At 62.0% G+C, this 21,618-nt stretch carries 17 protein-coding genes; 11 read left to right on the forward strand and 6 right to left on the reverse strand.

What is annotated here, in order from left to right:
- Positions 1-3: 3 nt before the first annotated feature.
- On the forward strand, positions 4-1,152 hold the full coding sequence (dprA, locus tag D460_RS0119050) for a DNA-processing protein DprA (RefSeq protein WP_026283305.1): 1,149 nt from the start codon (positions 4-6) through the stop codon (positions 1,150-1,152).
- Between the two features lie 38 nt (positions 1,153-1,190).
- Here the strand turns inward: dprA and D460_RS0119055 are convergent, their stop codons facing one another.
- Positions 1,191-1,370: a hypothetical protein gene (locus tag D460_RS0119055; RefSeq protein ID WP_018900176.1), complete on the reverse strand. Its 180-nt coding sequence runs from the start codon at positions 1,368-1,370 to the stop codon at positions 1,191-1,193.
- A gap of 257 nt (positions 1,371-1,627) precedes the next feature.
- Here D460_RS0119055 and topA point away from each other — a divergent pair, with 257 nt between their 5' ends.
- The 5 genes from topA (at position 1,628) to rpmG (ending at position 8,899) form a co-directional block, all read left to right on the forward strand.
- Positions 1,628-4,315 carry a type I DNA topoisomerase gene (gene topA, locus D460_RS0119060; protein WP_026283306.1) on the forward strand — a complete coding sequence of 896 codons (2,688 nt, stop codon included), beginning with the start codon at positions 1,628-1,630 and terminating at the stop codon, positions 4,313-4,315.
- Complete coding sequence (gene rnr, locus D460_RS0119065; protein ID WP_026283307.1) at positions 4,312-6,681, forward strand: ribonuclease R; 2,370 nt, start codon at positions 4,312-4,314, stop codon at positions 6,679-6,681. The genes topA and rnr overlap by 4 nt, the downstream gene beginning before the upstream one ends.
- Positions 6,682-6,713: 32 nt before the next feature.
- Positions 6,714-7,175, forward strand: a complete 462-nt coding sequence (locus D460_RS0119070) for a DUF983 domain-containing protein (protein ID WP_018900179.1) — start codon at positions 6,714-6,716, stop codon at positions 7,173-7,175.
- Between the two features lie 278 nt (positions 7,176-7,453).
- Positions 7,454-8,638 (forward strand): MFS transporter, encoded by a 1,185-nt coding sequence (locus D460_RS0119080; protein WP_018900181.1) that lies wholly within the window; start codon positions 7,454-7,456, stop codon positions 8,636-8,638.
- A gap of 93 nt (positions 8,639-8,731) precedes the next feature.
- Positions 8,732-8,899 (forward strand): 50S ribosomal protein L33, encoded by a 168-nt coding sequence (gene rpmG / locus D460_RS0119085; RefSeq protein ID WP_018900182.1) that lies wholly within the window; start codon positions 8,732-8,734, stop codon positions 8,897-8,899.
- Between the two features lie 739 nt (positions 8,900-9,638).
- Here rpmG and D460_RS0119090 read toward each other — a convergent pair.
- Together D460_RS0119090 and D460_RS0119095 are read right to left on the reverse strand one after the other, a co-directional pair.
- A complete protein-coding gene (locus tag D460_RS0119090; RefSeq protein WP_018900183.1) occupies positions 9,639-11,006 on the reverse strand; it encodes a PleD family two-component system response regulator in 1,368 nt (455 codons plus the stop codon).
- Positions 11,007-11,024: 18 nt separating this feature from the next.
- Positions 11,025-11,396 carry a response regulator gene (locus tag D460_RS0119095; protein ID WP_018900184.1) on the reverse strand — a complete coding sequence of 124 codons (372 nt, stop codon included), beginning with the start codon at positions 11,394-11,396 and terminating at the stop codon, positions 11,025-11,027.
- Positions 11,397-11,531: 135 nt separating this feature from the next.
- On the opposite strand from D460_RS0119095, the gene D460_RS0119100 reads away from it, so the two are divergent.
- From D460_RS0119100 to D460_RS0119115, 4 genes are all read left to right on the forward strand, one after another.
- Positions 11,532-11,840, forward strand: coding sequence for a DUF3572 domain-containing protein (locus D460_RS0119100; RefSeq protein WP_018900185.1), 309 nt, complete (start codon positions 11,532-11,534; stop codon positions 11,838-11,840).
- Between the two features lie 2 nt (positions 11,841-11,842).
- Positions 11,843-12,511: a hypothetical protein gene (locus D460_RS0119105; RefSeq protein ID WP_026283308.1), complete on the forward strand. Its 669-nt coding sequence runs from the start codon at positions 11,843-11,845 to the stop codon at positions 12,509-12,511.
- A 70-nt stretch (positions 12,512-12,581) separates the two neighbouring features.
- Positions 12,582-13,871, forward strand: a complete 1,290-nt coding sequence (locus D460_RS0119110) for a DNA polymerase IV (RefSeq protein WP_026283309.1) — start codon at positions 12,582-12,584, stop codon at positions 13,869-13,871.
- 95 nt (positions 13,872-13,966) lie between these two features.
- The gene (locus D460_RS0119115; RefSeq protein ID WP_018900188.1) at positions 13,967-15,202 is read left to right on the forward strand and encodes a L,D-transpeptidase family protein; all 1,236 of its coding nucleotides are present in this window, start codon (positions 13,967-13,969) and stop codon (positions 15,200-15,202) included.
- Here D460_RS0119115 and dnaE read toward each other — a convergent pair.
- Positions 15,199-18,696: a DNA polymerase III subunit alpha gene (gene dnaE, locus D460_RS0119120; protein WP_018900189.1), complete on the reverse strand. Its 3,498-nt coding sequence runs from the start codon at positions 18,694-18,696 to the stop codon at positions 15,199-15,201. The two genes, D460_RS0119115 and dnaE, sit on opposite strands and share 4 nt — an antisense overlap.
- Before the next feature lie 302 nt (positions 18,697-18,998).
- Between dnaE and D460_RS0119125 the strand changes: the two genes are divergently transcribed.
- Positions 18,999-19,574, forward strand: coding sequence for a hypothetical protein (locus D460_RS0119125; protein ID WP_018900191.1), 576 nt, complete (start codon positions 18,999-19,001; stop codon positions 19,572-19,574).
- A gap of 26 nt (positions 19,575-19,600) precedes the next feature.
- Here the strand turns inward: D460_RS0119125 and D460_RS0119130 are convergent, their stop codons facing one another.
- Both D460_RS0119130 and D460_RS0119135 read right to left on the reverse strand, forming a co-directional pair.
- Complete coding sequence (locus tag D460_RS0119130; RefSeq protein ID WP_018900192.1) at positions 19,601-20,284, reverse strand: ABC transporter ATP-binding protein; 684 nt, start codon at positions 20,282-20,284, stop codon at positions 19,601-19,603.
- Positions 20,285-20,298: 14 nt separating this feature from the next.
- Entirely contained in the window at positions 20,299-21,606 is a 1,308-nt protein-coding gene (locus D460_RS0119135) for a lipoprotein-releasing ABC transporter permease subunit (RefSeq protein ID WP_018900193.1), read from the reverse strand.
- Positions 21,607-21,618 lie beyond the last annotated feature (12 nt).

The following is a 21,618-nucleotide window of genomic DNA, read 5'->3' on the forward strand; positions in this document are numbered from 1 at the left end:
TAGATGGACGCACGCAGCGCAAGGCCAAAAGGAATTGCGCTGACGGACAGGCAAAGGATTGCCTGGTTGCGTCTCATCCGCTCCGACAATGTCGGCCCCGCCACCTTTCGCGATCTCATCAATCATTTCGGCTCTGCGGAAGCAGCGCTTGCTGCCCTGCCCGGCCTTTCGGTACGTGGCGGCGCAACCCGCGCGATCCGGATCGCCACAGAGAGTGAAGCGCTGAAAGAGCTCGACGCGGCGCACAGGTTCGGCGCCCGCTTTGTCGGCATCGGCGAGCCGGAATATCCGCAGGTGCTGAAGCAGATCGATGGGGCGCCGCCACTGCTCGCAGTGAAGGGAAATCTCGCGGCGACCGCGCAGCCGACCGTCGGCATCGTCGGCTCGCGCAATGCCTCGATATCAGGCGCGAAGTTTGCAGCGATGATCGCGCGCGAATGCGGACGTGTCGGCTATGCTGTTATCTCCGGTCTTGCCCGTGGCATCGATACCGCCGCCCACCGCGCCAGCCTCGACACTGGCACGATCGCCGCCATGGCCGGTGGGCTCGATCAGCCCTACCCTCCCGAAAACGCCGGACTGCTTGAGGAAATCTGGAACGGCAACGGCCTGGCCGTCAGTGAAATGCCGTTCGGCTGGGAACCGCGAGCGCGTGATTTTCCGAGGCGCAACAGACTGATCGCCGGCATTTCGCTTGGGACGGTGGTGGTGGAAGCGGCGACGCGATCGGGCTCGCTGATCACAGCGCGGCTCGCCGGCGAGTTCGGCAGGCTGGTCTTTGCGGTGCCAGGCTCACCGCTCGATCCGCGATGCCACGGCACCAACGGGTTGCTGAAGGACGGCGCGATGATCGTCACCGCGGCTGATGACGTGATCAGCGCGCTTGCGCCGCTATCGCAACTCGACGTGTTTACGGCACCGCTTGCCGAGGAGCCGGAACGCGGCGGCGGATCGTCGCTGCTGCCCCCTGATGAGACAGACAGGGCGCGTATCGTCGATGCGCTCGGGCCGACACCCGTGGAGATCGACGATATCATCCGGCACACGGGGCTCAGCGCCTCGGCCGTCTATCTCGTCCTTTTGGAGCTCGACATCGCCGGGCGGCTGCACCGACATCCCGGCGGCATGGTGTCCATTGCAATGGAGGTGTGACGACTTACATATGGGCGAGTTACATCCGGGCCAGCCAATTACATACGAGCCTGGAGATCGCCGGCTTCGACATATGCCATCTCGATCAGATAGCAGAGCATGTCGGCCTTTTCCTTTTCCGCCACCTGACGCAACTCGGCGAGCATCTGGCGGATGAAGGCAATGTTCTCGCGGGAGCCGGATCGGCCGGTATCCTTCTTTGCGTACTTAGCCGTCATGAAAGCACTCGCGCCCCAATTGGGAAGGGTTGATCGTCGCAGCCTGAACCACACGCGAAAAACGATATCGCAATAATCAGAAATTGCAATATGCGCTATATCGTCTTTTGGTTGCAACGCGTTGCAATGCGTAAAAATGCACTCAAAGTACTTGACCGAAACGAATTCCCTGTCCATGTCGGAGAACCGGCGACCGTGACACGGCAGGTCCTCTGCCCTGATATAGGCCGGCTGGCATCCATTTTTAGAGAATCATCATGAATGTTGTAGTGGTGGAATCGCCCTCGAAGGCCAAGACGATCAACAAGTATCTGGGACCCGGATACAAGGTGCTCGCCTCCTTTGGCCACGTCCGCGATCTCCCCGCCAAGGACGGCTCCGTGCTGCCCGACCAGGATTTCGAAATGCTGTGGGAGGTCGATGGGGCCTCGGCCAAGCGTATGAAGGACATCGCCGACGCGGTGAAGTCCTCCGACGGCCTGTTCCTCGCAACCGACCCTGATCGCGAAGGCGAAGCGATCTCCTGGCATGTGCTCGATATGCTGAACAAGAAGCGCGTGCTCGGCGGCAAGACCGTCAAGCGTGTCGTCTTCAACGCGATTACCAAGAAGGCCGTGCTTGATGCGATGGCCGAGCCGCGCGATATCGACGTGCCGCTGGTCGACGCCTATCTGGCGCGCCGCGCTCTTGACTATCTCGTCGGCTTCAATCTTTCGCCGGTGCTCTGGCGCAAGCTGCCCGGCGCCCGCTCGGCGGGACGTGTTCAGTCTGTGGCGCTACGCCTCGTCTGCGACCGCGAATCCGAGATCGAGCGTTTCGTCTCCGAGGAATACTGGAACATCTCGGCGCTGCTGAAAACACCGCGTGGCGACGAATTCGAAGCCAAGCTGGTTGCGGCGAATGGCAAGCGGTTGCAGGCGCGCGCGATCGGCAACGGCGACGAGGCCGGCAAGCTGAAGGCGCTGCTCGAAGGCGCGTCCTATGTCGTCGATACCGTCGAGGCCAAGCCCGTAAAGCGCAACCCGGGACCACCCTTCACAACCTCCACGCTGCAGCAGGCCGCTTCCTCGAAGCTCGGCTTCTCGGCATCGCGCACCATGCAGGTGGCGCAGAAGCTTTATGAAGGCTTCGACATCGGCGGCGAGACGGTCGGTCTGATCACCTATATGCGTACCGACGGCGTGCAGATGGCGCCCGAGGCGATCGATGCGGCGCGTGGCGCCATCGTCGATCAGTTCGGCCAGCGCTACCTGCCGGAGAAGGCACGCTTCTATTCGACCAAGGCGAAGAACGCCCAGGAAGCGCACGAAGCCATCCGCCCGACGGACTTCAACCGTTCGCCTGACAAGGTTCGCCAGTACCTCGACGCCGACCAGATCAAGCTCTACGACCTGATCTGGAAGCGCGGTATCGCCAGCCAGATGGCCTCGGCCGAGATCGAGCGTACGACCGCCGAGATCATCGCCGACAACAATGGCGAGAAGGCCGGACTGCGCGCAGTTGGTTCCGTCATCCGCTTCGACGGCTTCATCGCCGCCTATACGGACCAGAAGGAAGACGGCGAGCAGAGCGACGACGGCGACGAGGATGGTCGCCTGCCGGAGATCAATGCGCGCGAAAACCTCGCCAAGCAGAAGATCAATTCCAGCCAGCACTTCACCGAACCGCCGCCGCGCTATTCGGAAGCTTCGCTGATCAAGAAGATGGAAGAGCTCGGCATCGGCCGCCCTTCCACCTACGCAGCAACGCTCGCGACCCTTCGCGACCGCGAATACGTCATCATAGACAAGCGCAAGCTGATCCCGCATTCCAAGGGCCGGCTGGTGACGGCGTTCCTCGAAGGCTTCTTCACCAAGTATGTCGAATACGACTTCACGGCTGATCTCGAAGAGAAGCTCGACCGGATTTCGGCCGGCGAGCTGAACTGGAAGCAGGTTCTGCGCGACTTCTGGAAGGATTTCTTCGCGCAGATCGAAGATACCAAGGAGCTGCGTGTCACCAACGTTCTCGATTCGCTGAACGAATCGCTCGCGCCGCTGGTGTTTCCGAAGCGCGAGGACGGCAGCGATCCAAGGATCTGCCAGGTCTGCGGCACGGGCAACCTGTCGCTGAAGCTCGGCAAATACGGCGCCTTCGTCGGCTGCTCGAACTATCCCGAGTGCAATTACACGCGCCAGCTGTCTTCTGAAGGCGGCGCGGAGGCCGAGGGTGCTGCGCTCAACGAGCCGAAGGCGCTCGGCACCGATCCCGTCACCGGCGAAGAACTGACGCTGCGTTCCGGCCGCTTCGGGCCTTACGTCCAGCGTGGCGACGGCAAGGAGGCCAAGCGCTCCTCGCTGCCGAAAGGCTGGAAGCCCGAGGATATCGATTACGAAAAGGCGATGGCGCTGATTTCGCTGCCGCGCGATATCGGCAAGCATCCGGAATCGGGCAAGATGATCTCGGCCGGCATCGGCCGTTATGGACCGTTCCTGCTGCATGATGGCGGCTACGCCAATCTCGAGACAGTCGAGGACGTCTTCAGCATCGGCCTCAACCGCGCGGTCACCGTGATCGCCGAGAAGGCCGCGAAAGGTCCCGGCGGGCGTGGTCGCACGGCAGCGGCTGCACTGAAGGAGCTCGGCGAGCATCCCGATGGCGGCGGCGCAATCACCGTGCGTGACGGCAAGTACGGCCCCTACGTCAACTGGGGCAAGGTCAACGCGACGCTGCCCAAGGGCACCGATCCGCAGGCGCTGACCGTCGAGGAAGCCGTGGCGCTGATCACCGCCAAGGCCGGCAAGGCGCCGGCGGCCAAGAGCAAGGCGAAGCCGAAAGCGAAGGCCAAGGCTGCGGCGAGCGATGACGCGAAGCCGGCAAAGGCAGCAGCCAAGCCGAAGGCAAAAGCCAAGGCGCCCGCCAAGAAAGCTGCGACATCCGCAAAGACGAAAAAGAGCGAAGAGTGACCAGAATTCCGCGGGAACCAAAGGGCATGGGCAAGCGTCCCGACAAGACGGGACGCTCCAGCAGGGCGCCCGCCGTCGAGCCACTCAACATCCAACACGGCGCGCTTCCCTCGCGCGAAGTGATCCTGCGCTTCATCGCCGATCATCCGCAGAAGGCCTCCAAGCGCGAGCTCGCCAAGGCCTTCGGGCTGAAGGGCGATAGCCGGGTCGAACTCAAGCACCTGCTGCGCGATCTAGAGCAGGAAGGCATGCTTCAGAAGACGCGCAAGTCGCTGATCCGCCCTGGTGCTTTGCCGCCGGTCACCGTGCTCGACATCACCACGCGCGACAAGGACGGCGGACTGATCGGCCGTCCGGCGGAATGGTCGGACGAGATGGGCGTCGCGCCTGCCGTCTCCATCCGGCAGTCCTCCTCGCCTGCCGGCCGCAACGGCAAGGGCAAGGCGCCGGTCGCCGGCATGGGCGACCGCATTCTCGCGAAGATTTTTGCCGCCACCGATCGCGGCGGCCCAGCCTACACGGCCCGCATCATCAAGATCCTCGACAAACGCCGCGGCGCACTGCTTGGCGTCTTCAAGGACGCGCCTGGCGGCGGCGGACGGCTGTTGCCGATCGAGCGGCGCGGCGAGGAAATGCTGATCGACCCTGATGACAAGGGCGACGCCAAGGACGGCGATCTGGTCGAGGTCGAAGTCGCGCGCCTGCGCAGCTTCGGGCTGCCGCGCGCCAAGGTGCTCTCGATCGTTGGTTCGGTCGCTTCGGAAAAGGCGATCTCGATGATCGCCATCCATGCCCATGGCATCCCCTATATCTTCCCGCCGGCCGTGGTTGCCGAGGCGGACGACGCCAAGCCCGCGACCATGTCGCACCGCGAGGACTGGCGCGACGTACCGCTGATCACCATCGATCCGGCCGACGCCAAGGACCATGACGACGCCGTCTATGCCGAGCACGACCCCTCGCCCGACAACGAGGGCGGCGTGATCGTTACCGTGGCGATTGCAGATGTCTCCTATTATGTGCGCCCGAACTCGCCGCTCGACCGCGAGGCGCTGAAGCGCGGCAACTCGGTCTACTTCCCCGACCGCGTCGTCCCGATGCTGCCGGAGCGGATTTCGAACGATCTCTGCTCGCTGCGCGAGGGACAGGACCGCCCGGCGCTGGCCGTGCGCATGACGTTCTCGAAAGAAGGCCGCAAGGCCGGGCATACCTTCCACCGCGTGATGATGAAGAGTGCTGCCAAGCTCTCCTACCAGCAGGCGCAGGCTGCGATCGACGGCAATCCTGATGACAAGGCCGGGCCGCTGCTGGAACCGATCCTGAAGCCGCTGTGGCATGCTTATGAAGTGATGAAGCGTGGCCGAGAGCGCCGGCAGCCGCTGGAACTCGACATGCCCGAGCGCAAGATCCAGCTGAAGCCCGACGGCACCGTCGACCGCGTCGTCGTGCCGCCGCGCCTCGATGCGCACAAGCTGATCGAAGAAATGATGATCCAGGCCAACGTCGCGGCCGCCGAGACGCTGGAAAAGAAGAAACAGCCGCTGATCTATCGCGTGCATGACGGCCCGTCGCTCTCCAAGCAGGAAATCCTGCGCGAGTTCCTGGCGACGCTCGGCATTACGCTCGCCAAGGGCGGCAACATGCGCGCCAACAACTTCAACGGCATTCTCGCCAAAGCCGAGGACACGCCGCACCAGACGATGGTCAACGAGATGGTGCTGCGCTCGCAGAGCCAGGCGATCTACAGCCCCGAGAATATCGGGCACTTCGGCCTGAACCTGATGAAGTACGCGCACTTCACCTCGCCGATCCGCCGCTATGCCGACTTGATCGTGCATCGCGCGCTCGTCGGCTCGCTCGGCTTCGGCGAAGGTGGGATCACGCCGGACGAGGAAGCGGCGCTGGACGATATCGCGGCCGAGATCTCCACCTTCGAGCGCCGCGCCATGGCCGCCGAACGCGAGACGGTCGACCGCCTCATCGCCCATCACCTTGCCGGCCGTATCGGCGAGGAATTCGATGGACGCGTGGGAGGTGTGACGAAATCGGGACTATTTGTCGCCCTGCCGGACTATGGAGCGGACGGCTTCGTTCCTATATCTACACTGGGAATGGACTACTTCATCTATGATGAGGCGCATCAGGCACTGTCAGGTGAAAAGACCGGCCTCGGTTACCGCCTGGGAGACAGTGTCACGGTCAAGCTGGTGGAAGCCATTCCGCTAGCCGGCGCGCTTCGGTTCGAGATGGTAAGCGAGGGGCGCAAGATGCCCACTGCGGTGCGTTCATTCCACAAGGGCGGCCGACGCGACGCAAGCCGCGCGCGCAAGCAGGCCGGGACAAGACCCCCGAGAGGGCGTCGATAGGCGTTTTGGGACGCCGGGAAGGAAGTGCAGTCATGACGACCACCTCGAACGGCCAGGCGATCCAATACGGCGATGTCGATGAAGCCAAGCGTCCGCTCGGTCAATCGATCAAGCGCGGCCTTCTCGGCCGTTGCCCGGCTTGCGGCAGCGGCAAGCTGTTCCGCGCCTACCTGAAGCCGGTGGACAATTGCGCCGCCTGTGGCGAAGCCATGCACCACCATCGCGCCGACGACCTGCCGCCCTACATCACCATCGTCATCGTCGGCCACGTGATCATCGCGGGCTACATGATGACCGATCTCATCTGGCCGATGCCGCTCTGGCTCACCTTTGCCATCTGGACGCCGCTGACGCTGCTCGCCACCCTGTTGATCATCCAGCCGATCAAGGGCGGGGTCATCGGGCTGCAATGGGCGCTGAAGATGCATGGTTTCGGCGGGCACAGCGACGAGCAGGATCAGTACGAAATCCCCGGCCGCCGGCATCAAGGCTGAAGACTTTCCTTGAACCTTCACCGTCACGACATATTTGGCGTGTAGCAGCGCCGGATGTGCTGCGAACTCGTTTCAGGCACGATGTCAACGCGCGCGATGGTAGGCTTATTTGACTGAATCTCGTCCACCGCAATCAGATCATTGCAGCCAACCTTGTTCATCTAGTAAAGCACACACGTCATCTGGGTCTGGCCCGTCATCTGAGGCTGGTATGACCATGGTGGCAGATGTGGCTTTCGGGTCGCGTTTGTGCGCAGCAGTTCTGTAGGGGTGGATATATGTCTCAGCCGCGAAACGGCACACCGGGCGATGTCGAAGAGATCCATTGGCCGTCTCTGGTAGCCGCCGTTTCGTCGATCTCAGCGGTCGGCATTGCGATCGGGCTGGGATTGCCGCTTCTGAGCATCATCCTTGAGAAGCGCGGCATACCCTCGACCCTGATCGGCCTCAATACGGCGATGGCCGGTGTCGCGGCGATGGTGGCCGCTCCGATCACGACGAAGCTCGCCCATGCGTACGGCGTGGCGCAGACGATGCTTTGGGCAGTGGTGGTGTCGGCAATCAGCGCCGTCAGCTTCTACTATGCGCAGGACTTCTGGATGTGGTTCCCGCTGCGCTTTGCCTTTCATGGGGCCACGACCACGCTCTTCATTCTCTCCGAGTTCTGGATCAACGCCGCATCACCGCCATCGAAACGCGGCTTCGTGCTCGGCATCTATGCGACCGTGCTCTCGCTCGGCTTCGCGGCGGGTCCCCTGCTCTTCTCCGTTCTCGGCAGCGACGGCATCCTGCCCTTTGCCGTCGGCGCCTGCGCCATTTTGATGGCGGCCATTCCGATCTTTGTCGCGCGCCATGAAAGCCCGGTGCTCGAAGAGAAGCCAGAGCTGCATTTCATGCGCTACGTCTTCCTGGTTCCGAGCGCCACGGCCGCCGTTTTCATCTTCGGCGCGGTGGAAGCCGGCGGGCTGGCGCTGTTTCCGATCTACGCGGTGCGCGCTGCCTTCACCGAGACGCAGGCAGCCCTGCTGTTGACGGTCATGGGGATCGGCAACATGATCTTCCAGATCCCGGTGGGGATGCTGTCCGACAAGATGAAGGACAAGCGCCCCCTGCTCGCCGGCATGGCTTTCATGGGCCTGATCGGCTCACTGATGCTACCCGTGCTCTCGCACAGCTGGGTGCTGATGGCAGGCGTCCTGCTTTTCTGGGGCGGCTGCGTGGCCGGGCTCTATACGGTCGGATTGAGCCATCTGGGCTCGCGTCTCACCGGATCGGACCTTGCCGCCGCCAATGCCGCCTTCGTCTTCTGTTACGCCGTTGGCACCGTTGCAGGCCCGCAGGTCATCGGCGCGGCTATCGATGTGGCCGGAAACAACGGCTTTGCCTGGGCGATTGCCGGCTTCTTCGGCGTTTATGCAGTGCTTTCGGCGGGCAGACTGCTTTTCATTCGAAAGCGGGGTTGACTTTTCAAGCTAGATTCGTAGTTTCGCGCCAGAATTAGCCGAGGCGCCTAGACGGATTCCAACGGCTTTCATTTCATTAAAGGCAGGACGACCATGGCCAAGGCTACAACAATCAAGATCAAGCTGCTGTCGACAGCCGACACAGGTTCTTTCTACGTCACGACGAAGAACAGCCGTACGATGACGGACAAGATGACGAAGACCAAGTACGACCCGATTGCTCGCAAGCACGTCGAGTTCAAGGAAACCAAGATCAAGTAATTTCTTGATCCTGTAGACCGCTTAAAAGCGCGCGCCACCAGGCTGCGCGCTTTTTTGTTGTCTGCGATACGGCCCGCGCTCAACTCGTTCAAAGAGCACCAAATGAAAACGCCGCCCTGCCCGTTTCAACGGAGAGGACGGCGTTTTGCGAAAGGGGGTCGGTCAACAGGCAACGCGGCACGAGGAACCGCAGGTGTTGCTTGCCGACCGACCGACCCCACGACCCAGGAGATGCGGCGGACCTGAGCATCATGGGGTATCGGTGCACCCCACATAGGGAGTGCTTTATTTCTATGTATTGATCATTCGCGCGAAAATGAAAGAAAATCAACAAATTCTTAATGATGAGATTTATTAGCTTGATTTTATGGTTAAAAGTCCCGATTTGGGACGCCGTTTCGCATAATTTTCGGCCACCTCGCGCTAGAATAAGATCCGACACCAAGAATAGACGGACAATATAAGCGAGTAGTCTTCGCGCTTGCAGACCGACGAAACCGCCTGAAAACCATCAAAATCCGCCAATCAAATCAAGAAAAGCGACGAAGTCTCACATTTTCTTCTGAGGTCGACGGCGTCTCTGCTGGCTCAGATCGGCTGTCGCACGCAGCCGCGAGCTCAAAACCCGGCACTACTACTTGCGGCTAATCCGCGCACAGGGCCGGACAGAGCCCTGTTCAACTTTCTGTGGATGATCAATGCGCGGCGGGTCTTGGGCGCTAAACGGCCAGTTCCGGCATCAGGCCGCGGCGACGACTCGGTTGCGACCGCCGTTCTTCGCTTCATAGAGCGCAACGTCGGCCTGCTTCAGCAGATGACCCGGCGTGATGACCTGCGGCGTGCGCGAGGCGATGCCGAAGGACGCCGTCACCTGCAGCTCCTGCCCCGTGCCCTTCACCACGAAGGGTACGCTCTCGATGACACCGCGCAAGCGCTCGGCCACCGAGGCCGCGATTTCCGGCGAGGTGTCCGGCATGACGACGACGAATTCCTCGCCGCCATAGCGGCAGGCAAGATCGGCGCCGCGAACCGTGGAGCGGACGCGGTTGGCGAACTCGCGCAGAATATCGTCGCCGGCATCATGGCCGTGCGTGTCGTTGATCTGCTTGAAGCGATCGATATCGGCGATCAGCACCGACAGCGGGCGACCGCGCGCCATCGAGCGGTTGAAGAGCGTGCTGATATGATTGTCGAGATAGCGGCGATTGCTCAGGCCCGTCAGCGGATCGGTGACCGCGAATTCGATCGTCTGCTGCACATTGGCGCGCAGGCGGTCATTGTAGTTCTTGCGGCGGATCTGCGTGAGGCTGCGGGCGACCAGCTCGTTCGGATCGACGGGGCGGACAATATAGTCGTTGACGCCGAGATCGAGCGCACGCACCACCATCTCGTCATCACCCTGCTCGGTGATGATCAGGATCGGCAGGAAACGGGTGCGCTCCAGCGAGCGGAGCTGCGAGCAAAGCCTGAGCGGGTCGTAGTCGTCGATATTGGAATTGACTATCACGAGATCGAACGGATTTTCGGATGCTTCGAAGACAGCGGCCTGGGCATCGGAAATGGCAAACACATTACCGATCGGCTTCAGCGCCTTGATGATCCGCTCCTGCGAATTGGCGCGGCCATCCACCAGCATGATCTGGCCGCCCTCCTCGCCGCGCTGATCGGCGCGCAGCAATTCGTCGATGCCCATCGTGTGCGCCGTCTGGGCGCGGATGCGCAATTCGTCGCTTAGCGTCTTCAGGCGCAGCAGGCTCTTGACGCGGGCGATCAGCTGCAGGTCGTTGACCGGCTTGGTCAGAAAGTCGTCGGCGCCGGCCTTCAGGCCGCGCACGCGGTCGGCCGGCTGATCGAGCGCGGTGACCATGACGACGGGAATATGGGATGTCTTCGGGTTGGACTTCAGCCGCTCGCAAACTTCGAAGCCGTCCATGCCCGGCATCATGATATCGAGCAGGATGAAATCGACCTGGTTGCGTTCGCAGATCGCCAGAGCCTGATAACCGTCGGACGCGGTCAGCACGTCGAAATACTCGGCGATCAGCCGCGCTTCGAGCAGCTTCACGTTTGCCGGGATATCATCAACGACGAGAATGCGCGCGGTCATAAGCTTCTTTCCGATCTATCAGGCGTCGCCCAGGTAGGTCTTGATCGTCTCGATGAATTTCGGAACGGAGATCGGCTTGGAGACATAAGCCTCGCAGCCGCCCTGGCGGATACGCTCCTCGTCGCCCTTCATCGCGAAGGCGGTGACGGCGATGACGGGAATGACGTGGAGCTCGTCGTCCTCTTTCAGCCACTTGGTGACTTCGAGCCCGGAAACTTCTGGGAGCTGGATGTCCATGAGGATCAGATCGGGGCGATGCTTGCGGGCAAGATCCAGCGCCTCCATACCGTTGCGGGTCTGGATGGTTCTGTAGCCGGACGCCTCTATGAGGTCGCGAAAGAGCTTCATGTTGAGCTCGTTATCCTCTACAATCATCACTTGTTTGGGCATCGAACGCGATCCTAAGTCCGTCATGAAAACCGTTTCGCCGTGCGGAAATAAACCCGCGCGCGCACCGGCCGCCATGAAACCGATTGCGGCACGCTATCGGTATTTGGTTGAAAAATAGGTAATTTACCGCAAGAAATGCAGAGCAACTTCAAGACTTCAAAGCAACACGCCGCCGACCCGCAAGAGACGGCCATCGCAGTTCTCGCCTGGCTCGCAAACGAACCCGATCTGTTCGGCCGATTCTTGGCGCTGACCGGCGTCGAGCCGGCGCAAGTCCGCAATGCGATCAATGACCCAGGGTTCCTATCGGGGATGATGGACTTCCTGATGCAGCATGAGCCGACGGCGCTGGCGTTTTGCCAGGCAAGCGGAACGCCGCCGGAGGTGCTGAATGCAGCCTGGCAGCATTTCTCTCCGGCCGGCCTCGGCTCGGGCGAGTATTGATCATGAGCGTGGTCACCGATCCCTCCCAGGTGCGCCTCGGTGATCGCCCGCTGATCGTCTGCGATATAGACGAGGTGGTGCTGGAATTTCTTTCGCCCCTCACCCGTTTCTTGCGCTCGCATGATTACGATCTCCTGCCGCGCTCCTTTAGGCTGCACGGCAATATCGTGTCGCGTCTTGACGGCGCGGAGATGGACCGGGAGGCGTTCGACCGCTTCCACGAGATATTCTTCGAGACCCAGGACCTGTGGCAGGCGCCGGCGGAGCGTGCCGTCGAGACGCTGCATGCGCTGGCCGCCGATGCCGACATCGTCTTTCTCACGGCCATGCCGCCGCGCCACCACGAGGTGCGCCGCAAGCTTCTCGACCGGTTCGATCTGTGCTTCGACATGATCGCCTCGGAACAGGCCAAAGGGCCGATCGTGGCGGCGCTGCACGACCGCCGGGAGCTGCCCGTCGCCTTTGTCGACGATATCCAACGCAACCTCCTTTCAGTTGCCGACCATGTGCCGGATTGCCTGCTGCTCAACATGATGGCGAATGCCGATTTCAAGCCATTCGCGCCGCCGCCCACCGGCACAATCGTACAGGCGTCCGACTGGACGCATGCGGCCGAGCTGATGCGGCGGCATTTCTCGACCACGACGACGCCCAGCAAAACCAGCGCATAAGCGCCGACATCCTCTTGAGACTCTCGAACTTAGAGCGTAATGTCGCGATGTTCAACCTTTGTTCCCGTCGATGACCGCCAATCCTGCCAAGACACCCGGCTTCTGTCGCGACTGCCTTGCCGAGCAGAAGGCGGAGGGGCGACGCTGTGCCGCCTGCGGCAGCCCTCGCCTCGTGCGCCACGATGAGCTCTATGGCCTGACGCTCGCACATATCGACTGCGATGCCTTCTATGCCTCCGTCGAGAAGCGCGACAATCCCGAACTTGCCGACAAGCCCGTCATTATCGGCGGGGGAAAGCGCGGCGTGGTATCGACCGCCTGCTATGTCGCGCGGATCTACGGCGTGCGTTCGGCAATGCCGATGTTCAAGGCGCTGGAGGCCTGCCCGCAGGCCGTGGTGATCCCTCCCAACATGGAGAAATACGTCAAGGTCGGCCGCGAGGTGCGGGCGATGATGCAAGAGCTGACACCGCTCGTTCAGCCGCTGTCGATCGACGAGGCGTTTCTGGAACTCGGGGGTACCGAGCGGCTGCACAACGACCCGCCGGCGCGCACGCTGGCGAAGTTCGCCCGCCGCGTCGAGAAGGAGATCGGCATCACCGTTTCGATCGGGCTGTCCTACTGCAAGTTCTTGGCCAAGGTGGCCTCCGACCTGCAGAAGCCGCGCGGATTCTCGGTGATCGGCCGCGAGGAAGCGGTTTCATTCCTCGCGCCGCGTCCGGTGACGACGATCTGGGGTGTGGGAAAGGCATTCGCCGCAACGCTTGAGGCTGATGGCATCCGCACCATAGGCCAGCTGCAAACCATGGACGAGACCGACCTGATGCGTCGCTATGGCACCATGGGGCAGCGGCTGTCGCGGCTGTCGCGCGGAATCGATGACCGCGGCGTGCATCTCAACGATCCCGCCAAGAGCGTTTCGGCCGAGACGACCTTCTTCGACGACATTTCGCGATATGAGGAGCTCGTTCCAGTGTTGCGCAATCTCTCCGAGAAGGTCGCCTGGCGGCTGAAGAAGGGCGATATCGCCGGCCACACGGTCGTTCTGAAGATGAAGACGGCGGACTTCAAGTCGCGCACGCGCAACCGCAAGCTCGAGGATCCGACACAGCTTGCCGACCGTATCTTCCGCACCGGCATCGAATTGCTGCAGAAGGAGACCGACGGCACCAAGTTCCGACTGATCGGCATCGGCGTGACCGACCTTTGCGACCCCACGCGCGCCGATCCGCCCGACCTGATCGACGTTCAATCCGGACGCCGAGCGGCGGCCGAAGCCGCAATGGACAAGCTGCGCGACAAGTTCGGCAAGGGCACGGTCGAGACCGGCTATACGTTCGGAAGCAAGCGCAATCAATAATATGTGAGCCCTACTCAAGATCGCTCATTTCAAATCTTCCTTAAGTTTCGAGCATTACCCTCCGGCCCGTAGTATTGCGTATCGGTTGGGTTCAAATGTTCTCGCGTCTCGTCTTCGGGCTCGGCTTGCTGTCGGCCACCGCCCTCGTGCATCCCGCGTTCGCCACGGACGCGCGGGCGCTGCAGATCTTCGTTTCCAAGAGCAAGCAGTCGTTGGCCGTCTATGACGGCGCCGATGTCATCGCCACGTCGAAGATATCGAGCGGGAAATCCGGCCACACCACGCCAAGCGGCATCTTCTCGGTGATCGAGAAGCAGACCTACCACGAATCCAACATCTATTCGGGCGCGCCGATGCCGTTCATGCAGCGGCTGACATGGTCGGGCATCGCGCTCCACCAGTCGAACTCCGTGCCGCGCTATCCCGCCTCGCACGGCTGCGTGCGCATGCCCGATGCATTCGCAAAGCAACTCTACAAGATGACCGAGATGGGCGTGCCCGTGATCATCACCGACGCGCAGCTTGCGCCGGAGCCGGTCGACCATCCGCTGCTGTTCAGCCCGCACGCGCCGGCTCCGGCGCCGCTTTTATCCGATGTCGAACTCAGGCCGGCGATCGGCTCGCTGCCGGTGCAAGTGGCGATGAACGAGGTGGCGATGCCGCGGCTGCAGGTGCAGCCGATCGTGGCGCCCGTCAACGACCAACCGGTGAAGATCCTGATCACCCGCCGGGCGCAGCGCGAAACCATCATCGATCTGCAGACCTATCTCGCGGAGCTTGGATTTGCTGTCGGTAACGCCGACGGCTATCTCGGGCCGGCGACGGTGCAGGCGATCGGCGAGTTCAAGAAGCAGCATCCGATGAGCCCTGATGCCGCCAAGTCACTCATCAGTGACGATCTCTTGCGCGCAGTCTACAGCGCCGCTGGCAAGGGTGAGCCGCCGAACGGCGTGATCATGGTGCGGCAGGGATTCCAGCAGGTGTTCGAGGCGCCGGTGACAATCGCCCAACCGGAACTGGCGCTCGGGACCCATTTCTTCAGCGCGCACGAGGTGAACTTCGAAGACGGCACCACCGAGTGGCTGGGCGTGACGCTGCCCAACACCTTGACCAGCCAGACGATGAAGCGGCTGGGCATCAGCACGATGGAAAGCTCGATCATCTCGGGCACGCCGATCTTGAACGCGCTCGGCCGGATCACCATTCCGGATGACACGAGACAGCGGATCGACTCGATGCTGACGCCAGGATCGACACTGACGATCTCCGACACCGGCGTCGGCCCGGAGACCGGTCAGGGCACCGACTTCATCACGCTGACGCGCGGCTAGACGAGTTCCACATCGATCACGCCGGGTGCCGAGCGCATGGCGGCGGCGATTTCGGGCGTGATCCGGTATTTCTGCGCCAGCTCCACCTCGATCTCGCGCTTGCCATCCTCCTTGATGACGATGAAGGAGACGAGGCCGTCGCCCCTGGCGTTCAGGTGGGCGGCAACCGCGCGCAGCGGGCCGGAATCGCGGACATAGACACGCAGCGCCTTCTGCATCTGCAGCGACTTTTCCTCCAGCGACTGGATCGTCTGGATGCGCAGGCCGATGCCCTCCGGCCGCTCTTCGCCGGTGGCGGTGATGACGAATGACTTTCCCGATTCCAGCATGTCGCGATACTGGTTCAGCATCTCCGAGAAGAGCACCGCTTCGAACTGGCCGGATGAATCCGAGAAGACGATGATGCCCATCTTGTTGCCGGTGCGCGTCTTGCGCTCCTGCTTGGAGATGACCGTTCCGGCAAGGCGCGCATTGCTGGCACCCTGCTTCACGGCTGCCGCGAAATCGCCGAAGGTCTGGACGCGCATCTTCTCCAGCACGCTGCTGTAGCTATCGAGCGGGTGGGCCGTCAGATAGAAGCCGAGGACCTGGAATTCCTTGAGCAGGCGCTCGGAAGGCAGCCAGGGCGAGAAAGGCGGCATCGAGATCTTTTCCGGACCCGATGACAACACGCCGCCGAAGATATCCGACTGGCCGCTCAGCTTGTTTTCCTGGGCGCGCTGGGCATAGCCCATGATGCGATCGATGCCGCCCGAGAGCTGGGCGCGATCGAGCTCGAAGCAATCGAAGGCGCCGGCGAAGATCAGGCTTTCCAGCACGCGCCGGTTGACCTGCTTGGGATCGATGCGCAGGCAGAAATCCTCGAGGCTGGCGAATGGCGTGTCGCCGCGCACCTCGACGATATGATCGACGGCCGATTCGCCGACGCCCTTCAGGGCCGCCAGCGCGTAATAGATGCGGTTGTCTCCGGTCTGGAAGTGGCGGAACGAGGTCTGCACGGAGGGCGCGATGACCTCGATACCGAGGCGCTTGGCATCCTGGCGGAAGTCGTTGACCTTTTCGGTGTTCGACATGTCGAGCGTCATCGAGGCGGCGAGGAACTCGACCGGATAATGCGCCTTCATGTAGGCGGTCTGGTAGGAGACGATGGCGTAGGCTGCGGCGTGCGACTTGTTGAAGCCGTAGTTGGCGAATTTCGCCAGAAGCTCGAAGATGTTGTCTGCCTGCGGCTTCGACACGCCGTTCTTGACGGCGCCGACGACGAAGCGCTCGCGCTGCTGGTCCATCTCCGCCTTGATCTTCTTACCCATGGCGCGGCGCAGAAGATCGGCCTCGCCGAGCGAATAGCCCGACAGCACCTGAGCGATCTGCATGACCTGCTCCTGGTAGACGATAACGCCCTGTGTTTCCTTCAAGAGGTAATCGATGGTCGGATGGATCGACTCGAGCTCTTCTTCGCCATGCTTGCGGGCATTGTAGGTCGGGATGTTTTCCATCGGACCCGGACGATACAGCGCCACGAGCGCGATGATGTCCTCGATGCAGTCGGGCCGCATGCCGATCAGCGCCTTGCGCATGCCGGCACTTTCCACCTGGAACACGCCGACCGTTTCGCCGCGCGAGAGCATCTCGTAGGTCAGCTTGTCATCCAGCGGTATCGCGGCCAGATCAACCTTGATGCCGCGCTTGGCGACGAAGTCGACAGCCACCTTCAGCGTCGTCAACGTCTTCAGGCCGAGGAAGTCGAACTTGACGAGACCAGCCTGCTCGACCCACTTCATGTTGAACTGGGTGACCGGCATGTCGGAGCGCGGATCGCGATACATCGGCACCAGCTTCGACAGCGGGCGGTCGCCGATGACGATGCCGGCGGCGTGGGTCGAGGCGTGGCGGTAGAGGCCTTCAATCTTCTGCGCGATATCGAGCAGGCGGGCGACGACGGGCTCCTTGTCAGCCTCTTCCTGCAGCTTCGGCTCCTCCTCGATCGCCTTCGACAGAGGCGTCGGGTTGGCCGGATTGTTGGGCACCAGCTTGCAGATCTTGTCGACCTGGCCGTAGGGCATTTCAAGCACACGACCGACGTCGCGAAGAGCCGCGCGCGCCTGCAGCGAACCGAAGGTGATGATCTGCGCCACCTGCTCGCGGCCATATTTCTTCTGCACGTAGCGGATCACCTCTTCGCGGCGGTCCTGGCAGAAGTCGATATCGAAGTCGGGCATCGAGACGCGTTCCGGATTGAGGAAGCGTTCGAAAAGCAGCGAGAAGCGCAGCGGATCGACGTCGGTGATCGTCAGCGCATAAGCAACCAGCGAGCCCGCGCCGGATCCACGGCCGGGGCCGACAGGAATATCCTGCAGCTTCGCCCACTTGATGAAGTCGGCAACGATCAGGAAGTAGCCGGGGAATTTCATGCGCTCGATAACGCTGAGTTCGAATTCCAGCCGGTCGCGGTAATCCTTCTCCTCGTAGCCCGCCGACATGCCGAGCGTCTGTAGGCGCATATCCAAACCTTCGACGGCCTGGCGGCGAAGCTCCAGCGATTCGGCGCGCTCCGCCTCCTCGGGGTCCGCCGTGGCACCGGTGAAGCGCGGCAGGATCGGTTTGCGGGTCTTCAGGACGAAGGAGCAGCGGCGGGCGATCTCCACCGTATTTTCAAGCGCTTCGGGCAGATCGGCGAAAAGCTTCACCATCTCGGCGCGGCTCTTCAGATAGTGATCCGGCGTCAGGCGAAAACGCGTGTCGTCGGAGACGATGGCGTTGTGCGCCACGGCCATCAGCGCATCGTGCGCGTCATAATCGTCGCGGGTCGGGAAGAAGGCCTCGTTGGTCGCGACCAGCGGGATCTCGTGTTCATAGGCAAGGCCGATCACGCGTTGCTCATGGCGCTTGTCGTAGGTGCCCTGTCGCTGAAGCTCCATATAGAGCCGATCGCCGAACTTGTCCTTCAGAGACAGCAAGCGCGCGGTCGCCGGCGCGATGTGCCCCTCTTTCAGCGGCATGTCGATCGGGCCGGTCGATGCGCCTGACAGCGCGATCAGGCCCTCGGTGCCGAGTTCATCCAGCCACGACGCCTTGATGTGGACCGCCTGCCCGGCGCCCTCGCCGCTGAGATAGGCACGGCTGACGAGATCCACCAGCCGTTCATAGCCGGCATCGGTGGCGGACAGAAGCACGATCGACGGCAGCTTCGCCAGCTGCTGCTGGCCGCCGCGACGGTCGGTCTCAAGGCCGTCTTCCATATCGATGGAGACCTGGCAGCCGATGATCGGCTGCAGACCTTCGTCCATCGATTTCTGCGCAAATTCCAGTGCGACGAATAGATTGTTGGTGTCGGTGATGGCGATCGCCGGCTGGCTATCGCCCGATGCCTTGTAGAGAATCTTCTTGAGAGGCAACGCCCCCTCAAGCAGCGAGAAGGCGGAGTGCACACGCAGGTGAACGAAGCCCGGCGTACCGCCGATGAAGTCGCTCGCGCCGTTTTCAGTGCCCGCCATGATATGCCTTTCCGCGCATCCGTATGAATCGGATGCATTGTCGGATTTGGGGACGTCGATGTCCAGAGAGGCGGGTACCATCGGACCGCATGACAGCCATGCGGTCCCCGTTATTCTTACATTGCCATGCAGATCAAAGAGAAGCTGGCAATGAACATTGCGATGGAGGTGAATGCTGCGATATCGCGGATCATGTCAGTCATTTGGCTCTCCTGTGCTCTTATGTTTTTATTTTGTTCCGCTCTTGTTCCGTTGTCAACAGGATTGTTTTCTGTTTGGTTAACGGCAAACGGGAGACGAGCATGCGTCGATTCATCTTTGTGGCAGTCCTGTTTTCAGCCAACGCGGCCTTCGGCGCGGATCCTGATCCGGCGCGCATCGTCGATGTGGCGGTCGGCGACTGGAACGGCGATGGCAAGCCGGACCTGGCGTTGCTCGCCGAGGCTCCCGACGATGCCGCCGACGACCAACTCGGCGTCTACATCTATCTGCGGGATGACCACGACCTGTTGCGGCTCGCGACCAGCGCACCCGGCAAGATCTGGGGAACCACCGTGGCTGAGGGGATTTACGGCCAGGAGCCGTCGATCAAGGCGGCCGGCAAGAGCTCGATCGCCATCCGTTCGCAAAACAGCGCCATCGGCCGCGACCGCTGGGAGCAGACGCTGACGCTTGCCTACCGCAACAACCAGTTCGTCGTCGCCGGCTACACCTACAGCCACTACGATACGCTGGATCCGGATGGCGGCGGCTCATGCGATTACAATGCGCTCACCGGCAAGCTGCAGCGCGACGGCAAGGATGCGAAGGCCGAGGCACGCATGATCACGATTGCCGACTGGAAGGACGAAACTGGGCAGTCGATCTGCGGCGGCTAGAGTGGTCCTGACCCGGCCGGGAAATCTCAGAAATCCACGACCTTGCCGTCGGCGATGGTGACACGGCGGTCCATGCGGGCCGCGAGTTCGTGGTTGTGGGTGGCGATCAGGGCCGCGAGGCCGGACTGGCGCACCAAGGCCTCTAGGGCTTCGAAGACGTAGATGGCGGTCTCGGGGTCGAGGTTGCCTGTCGGTTCGTCGGCGAGCAGAAGGCTCGGCGCATTGGCGACGGCGCGGGCGATCGCCACGCGCTGCTGTTCACCGCCAGAGAGTTCGCCGGGGCGGTGGGCGCCGCGGTGGCCGATGCGCATGTAGTCGAGCAGCTGCCCTGCCCGCACCTTGGCTTCGTTGCGCGGCAGGCCGGCGATCATCTGCGGCATCATGATGTTTTCGAGCGCCGAGAACTCGGGAAGCAGGTGGTGGAACTGGTAGACGAAGCCGATCTCGCTGCGGCGGATCGCCGTGCGCTTGTCGTCAGAGAGGCCATTGCAGGCATTGCCGCTGATGGTGACTTCGCCGCCATCGGGATGCTCGAGCAGGCCCGCCAGATGCAGCAGGGTCGACTTGCCGGTGCCTGATGGAGCCACAAGCGCGACGATCTCGCCGCTATTGATCGTCAGGTCAGCTTTCTTCAGGATCGAAAGCTGGGTCTCTCCCTGGCCATAGTGACGCTCGACGCCGGAAAGCTTGAGAACGGTATTCCGCTTCATGTAATCAGCATTCCTTATTCGTAGCGCAGGGCCTGCACGGGATCGAGCTTGGAAGCGCGCCATGCGGGGAAGATTGTCGCGAAGAAAGACAGCGTCAGCGCCATGACCACGACAGAGACCGTTTCGCCGACCTCCATCTTGGCCGGCAGCTGGCTGAGGAAGTAGAGCTGCGGGTCAAACAGCACCGTACCCGACAGCCAGGAGAAGAACGCGCGGATTTTCTCGATGTTGATGCAGACGATAACGCCGAGCAGCACGCCGGCGAAGGTGCCGACCAGGCCGATCGCGGCACCCGTCATGAAGAAAATCCGCATGATGGCGCCGGAACTCGCGCCCATGGTTCTCAGGATCGCGATATCGCTGCCCTTGTCCTTCACCAGCATGATGAGGCCGGAGATGATGTTCAGCGCGGCGACGAGAACGATCAGCGTCAGGATCATGAACATGACGTTGCGCTCGACCTGCAGCGCCGAGAAGAAGGTCTGGTTGCGCTGGCGCCAGTCGGTAATCGCGATCTGGCGGCCGGCTGCCTGCTCCACCTTGGGGCGCAGCTCGTCGATATTGTCGGGATTATCGACATAGAGCTCGATCGATTGCACCAGCCCTTCGGCGTTGAAATAGAGCTGTGCTTCCTCGAGCGGCATGTAGATGATCGTCGCATCATATTCCGACATGCCGATCTCGAAGATGCCCGAGACCTTGTAGGATTTGACGCGCGGATTGATGCCCATCGGCGTCACGTCACCTTCCGGTGATATCAGCGTAATCGTATCGCCTGCCTGCAGTCCGAGCTGGTCGGCCATGCGCGAGCCGATGAGAACGCCCTGGCCGGCCGCAAAGCCGACGAGGTCGCCGGACTTGATGTTGTCGGAGACGGTTTTCACCTTGCTCAGGTCTTCGGCGCGGATGCCGCGAACCAGCGCGCCGGTGCCAGCGCCGCCGGCACCCGAGGCCAGCGTCTGGCCTTCGACGAGCGGCAGCGCCACCTTGATGCCGGGAACGGCGCCCAGGCGATCGGTCAGCGCCGGATAATCCGTGAACGGACCATCGACCGGCTGCACGATCATGTGGCCGTTGATGCCGAGGATGCGCGAGATCAGTTCGGTTCGGAAACCGTTCATCACGGCCATGACGATGATCAGCGTCGCGACGCCGAGCATGATGCCGATGAACGAGAAGCCTGCGATCACCGAGATGAAGGCTTCCTTGCGGCGTGCGCGCAGATAGCGCCACGCCACAAGTCGCTCGAAAGCGGAAAATGGCCTGCTGGCCGCAGCCGAGCCGGATTTGGATCCCTGCTGGCTCACCGCTGCGTCTGCCATTTCGCCTCCCGC

It is taken from the genome of Rhizobium sp. 2MFCol3.1, from assembly GCF_000377565.1.
Classification (GTDB): domain Bacteria; phylum Pseudomonadota; class Alphaproteobacteria; order Rhizobiales; family Rhizobiaceae; genus Rhizobium.

What these genes read in the sequence shown, in the direction of transcription:
- rpmG (WP_018900182.1), top strand. Translation starts at nt 8,732, where the DNA reads ATGGCCAAGGCTACAACAATCAAGATCAAGCTGCTGTCGACAGCCGAC.
- D460_RS0119055 (WP_018900176.1), bottom strand. Translation starts at nt 1,370, where the DNA reads ATGACGGCTAAGTACGCAAAGAAGGATACCGGCCGATCCGGCTCCCGC.
- D460_RS0119130 (WP_018900192.1), bottom strand. Translation starts at nt 20,284, where the DNA reads ATGAAGCGGAATACCGTTCTCAAGCTTTCCGGCGTCGAGCGTCACTAT.
- D460_RS0119135 (WP_018900193.1), bottom strand. Translation starts at nt 21,606, where the DNA reads ATGGCAGACGCAGCGGTGAGCCAGCAGGGATCCAAATCCGGCTCGGCT.
- D460_RS0119095 (WP_018900184.1), bottom strand. Translation starts at nt 11,396, where the DNA reads ATGCCCAAACAAGTGATGATTGTAGAGGATAACGAGCTCAACATGAAG.
- D460_RS0119100 (WP_018900185.1), top strand. Translation starts at nt 11,532, where the DNA reads ATGCAGAGCAACTTCAAGACTTCAAAGCAACACGCCGCCGACCCGCAA.
- D460_RS0119105 (WP_026283308.1), top strand. Translation starts at nt 11,843, where the DNA reads ATGAGCGTGGTCACCGATCCCTCCCAGGTGCGCCTCGGTGATCGCCCG.
- D460_RS0119115 (WP_018900188.1), top strand. Translation starts at nt 13,967, where the DNA reads ATGTTCTCGCGTCTCGTCTTCGGGCTCGGCTTGCTGTCGGCCACCGCC.
- dnaE (WP_018900189.1), bottom strand. Translation starts at nt 18,696, where the DNA reads ATGGCGGGCACTGAAAACGGCGCGAGCGACTTCATCGGCGGTACGCCG.
- D460_RS0119125 (WP_018900191.1), top strand. Translation starts at nt 18,999, where the DNA reads ATGCGTCGATTCATCTTTGTGGCAGTCCTGTTTTCAGCCAACGCGGCC.
- D460_RS0119080 (WP_018900181.1), top strand. Translation starts at nt 7,454, where the DNA reads ATGTCTCAGCCGCGAAACGGCACACCGGGCGATGTCGAAGAGATCCAT.
- D460_RS0119070 (WP_018900179.1), top strand. Translation starts at nt 6,714, where the DNA reads ATGACGACCACCTCGAACGGCCAGGCGATCCAATACGGCGATGTCGAT.
- D460_RS0119110 (WP_026283309.1), top strand. Translation starts at nt 12,582, where the DNA reads ATGACCGCCAATCCTGCCAAGACACCCGGCTTCTGTCGCGACTGCCTT.
- topA (WP_026283306.1), top strand. Translation starts at nt 1,628, where the DNA reads ATGAATGTTGTAGTGGTGGAATCGCCCTCGAAGGCCAAGACGATCAAC.
- D460_RS0119090 (WP_018900183.1), bottom strand. Translation starts at nt 11,006, where the DNA reads ATGACCGCGCGCATTCTCGTCGTTGATGATATCCCGGCAAACGTGAAG.
- dprA (WP_026283305.1), top strand. Translation starts at nt 4, where the DNA reads ATGGACGCACGCAGCGCAAGGCCAAAAGGAATTGCGCTGACGGACAGG.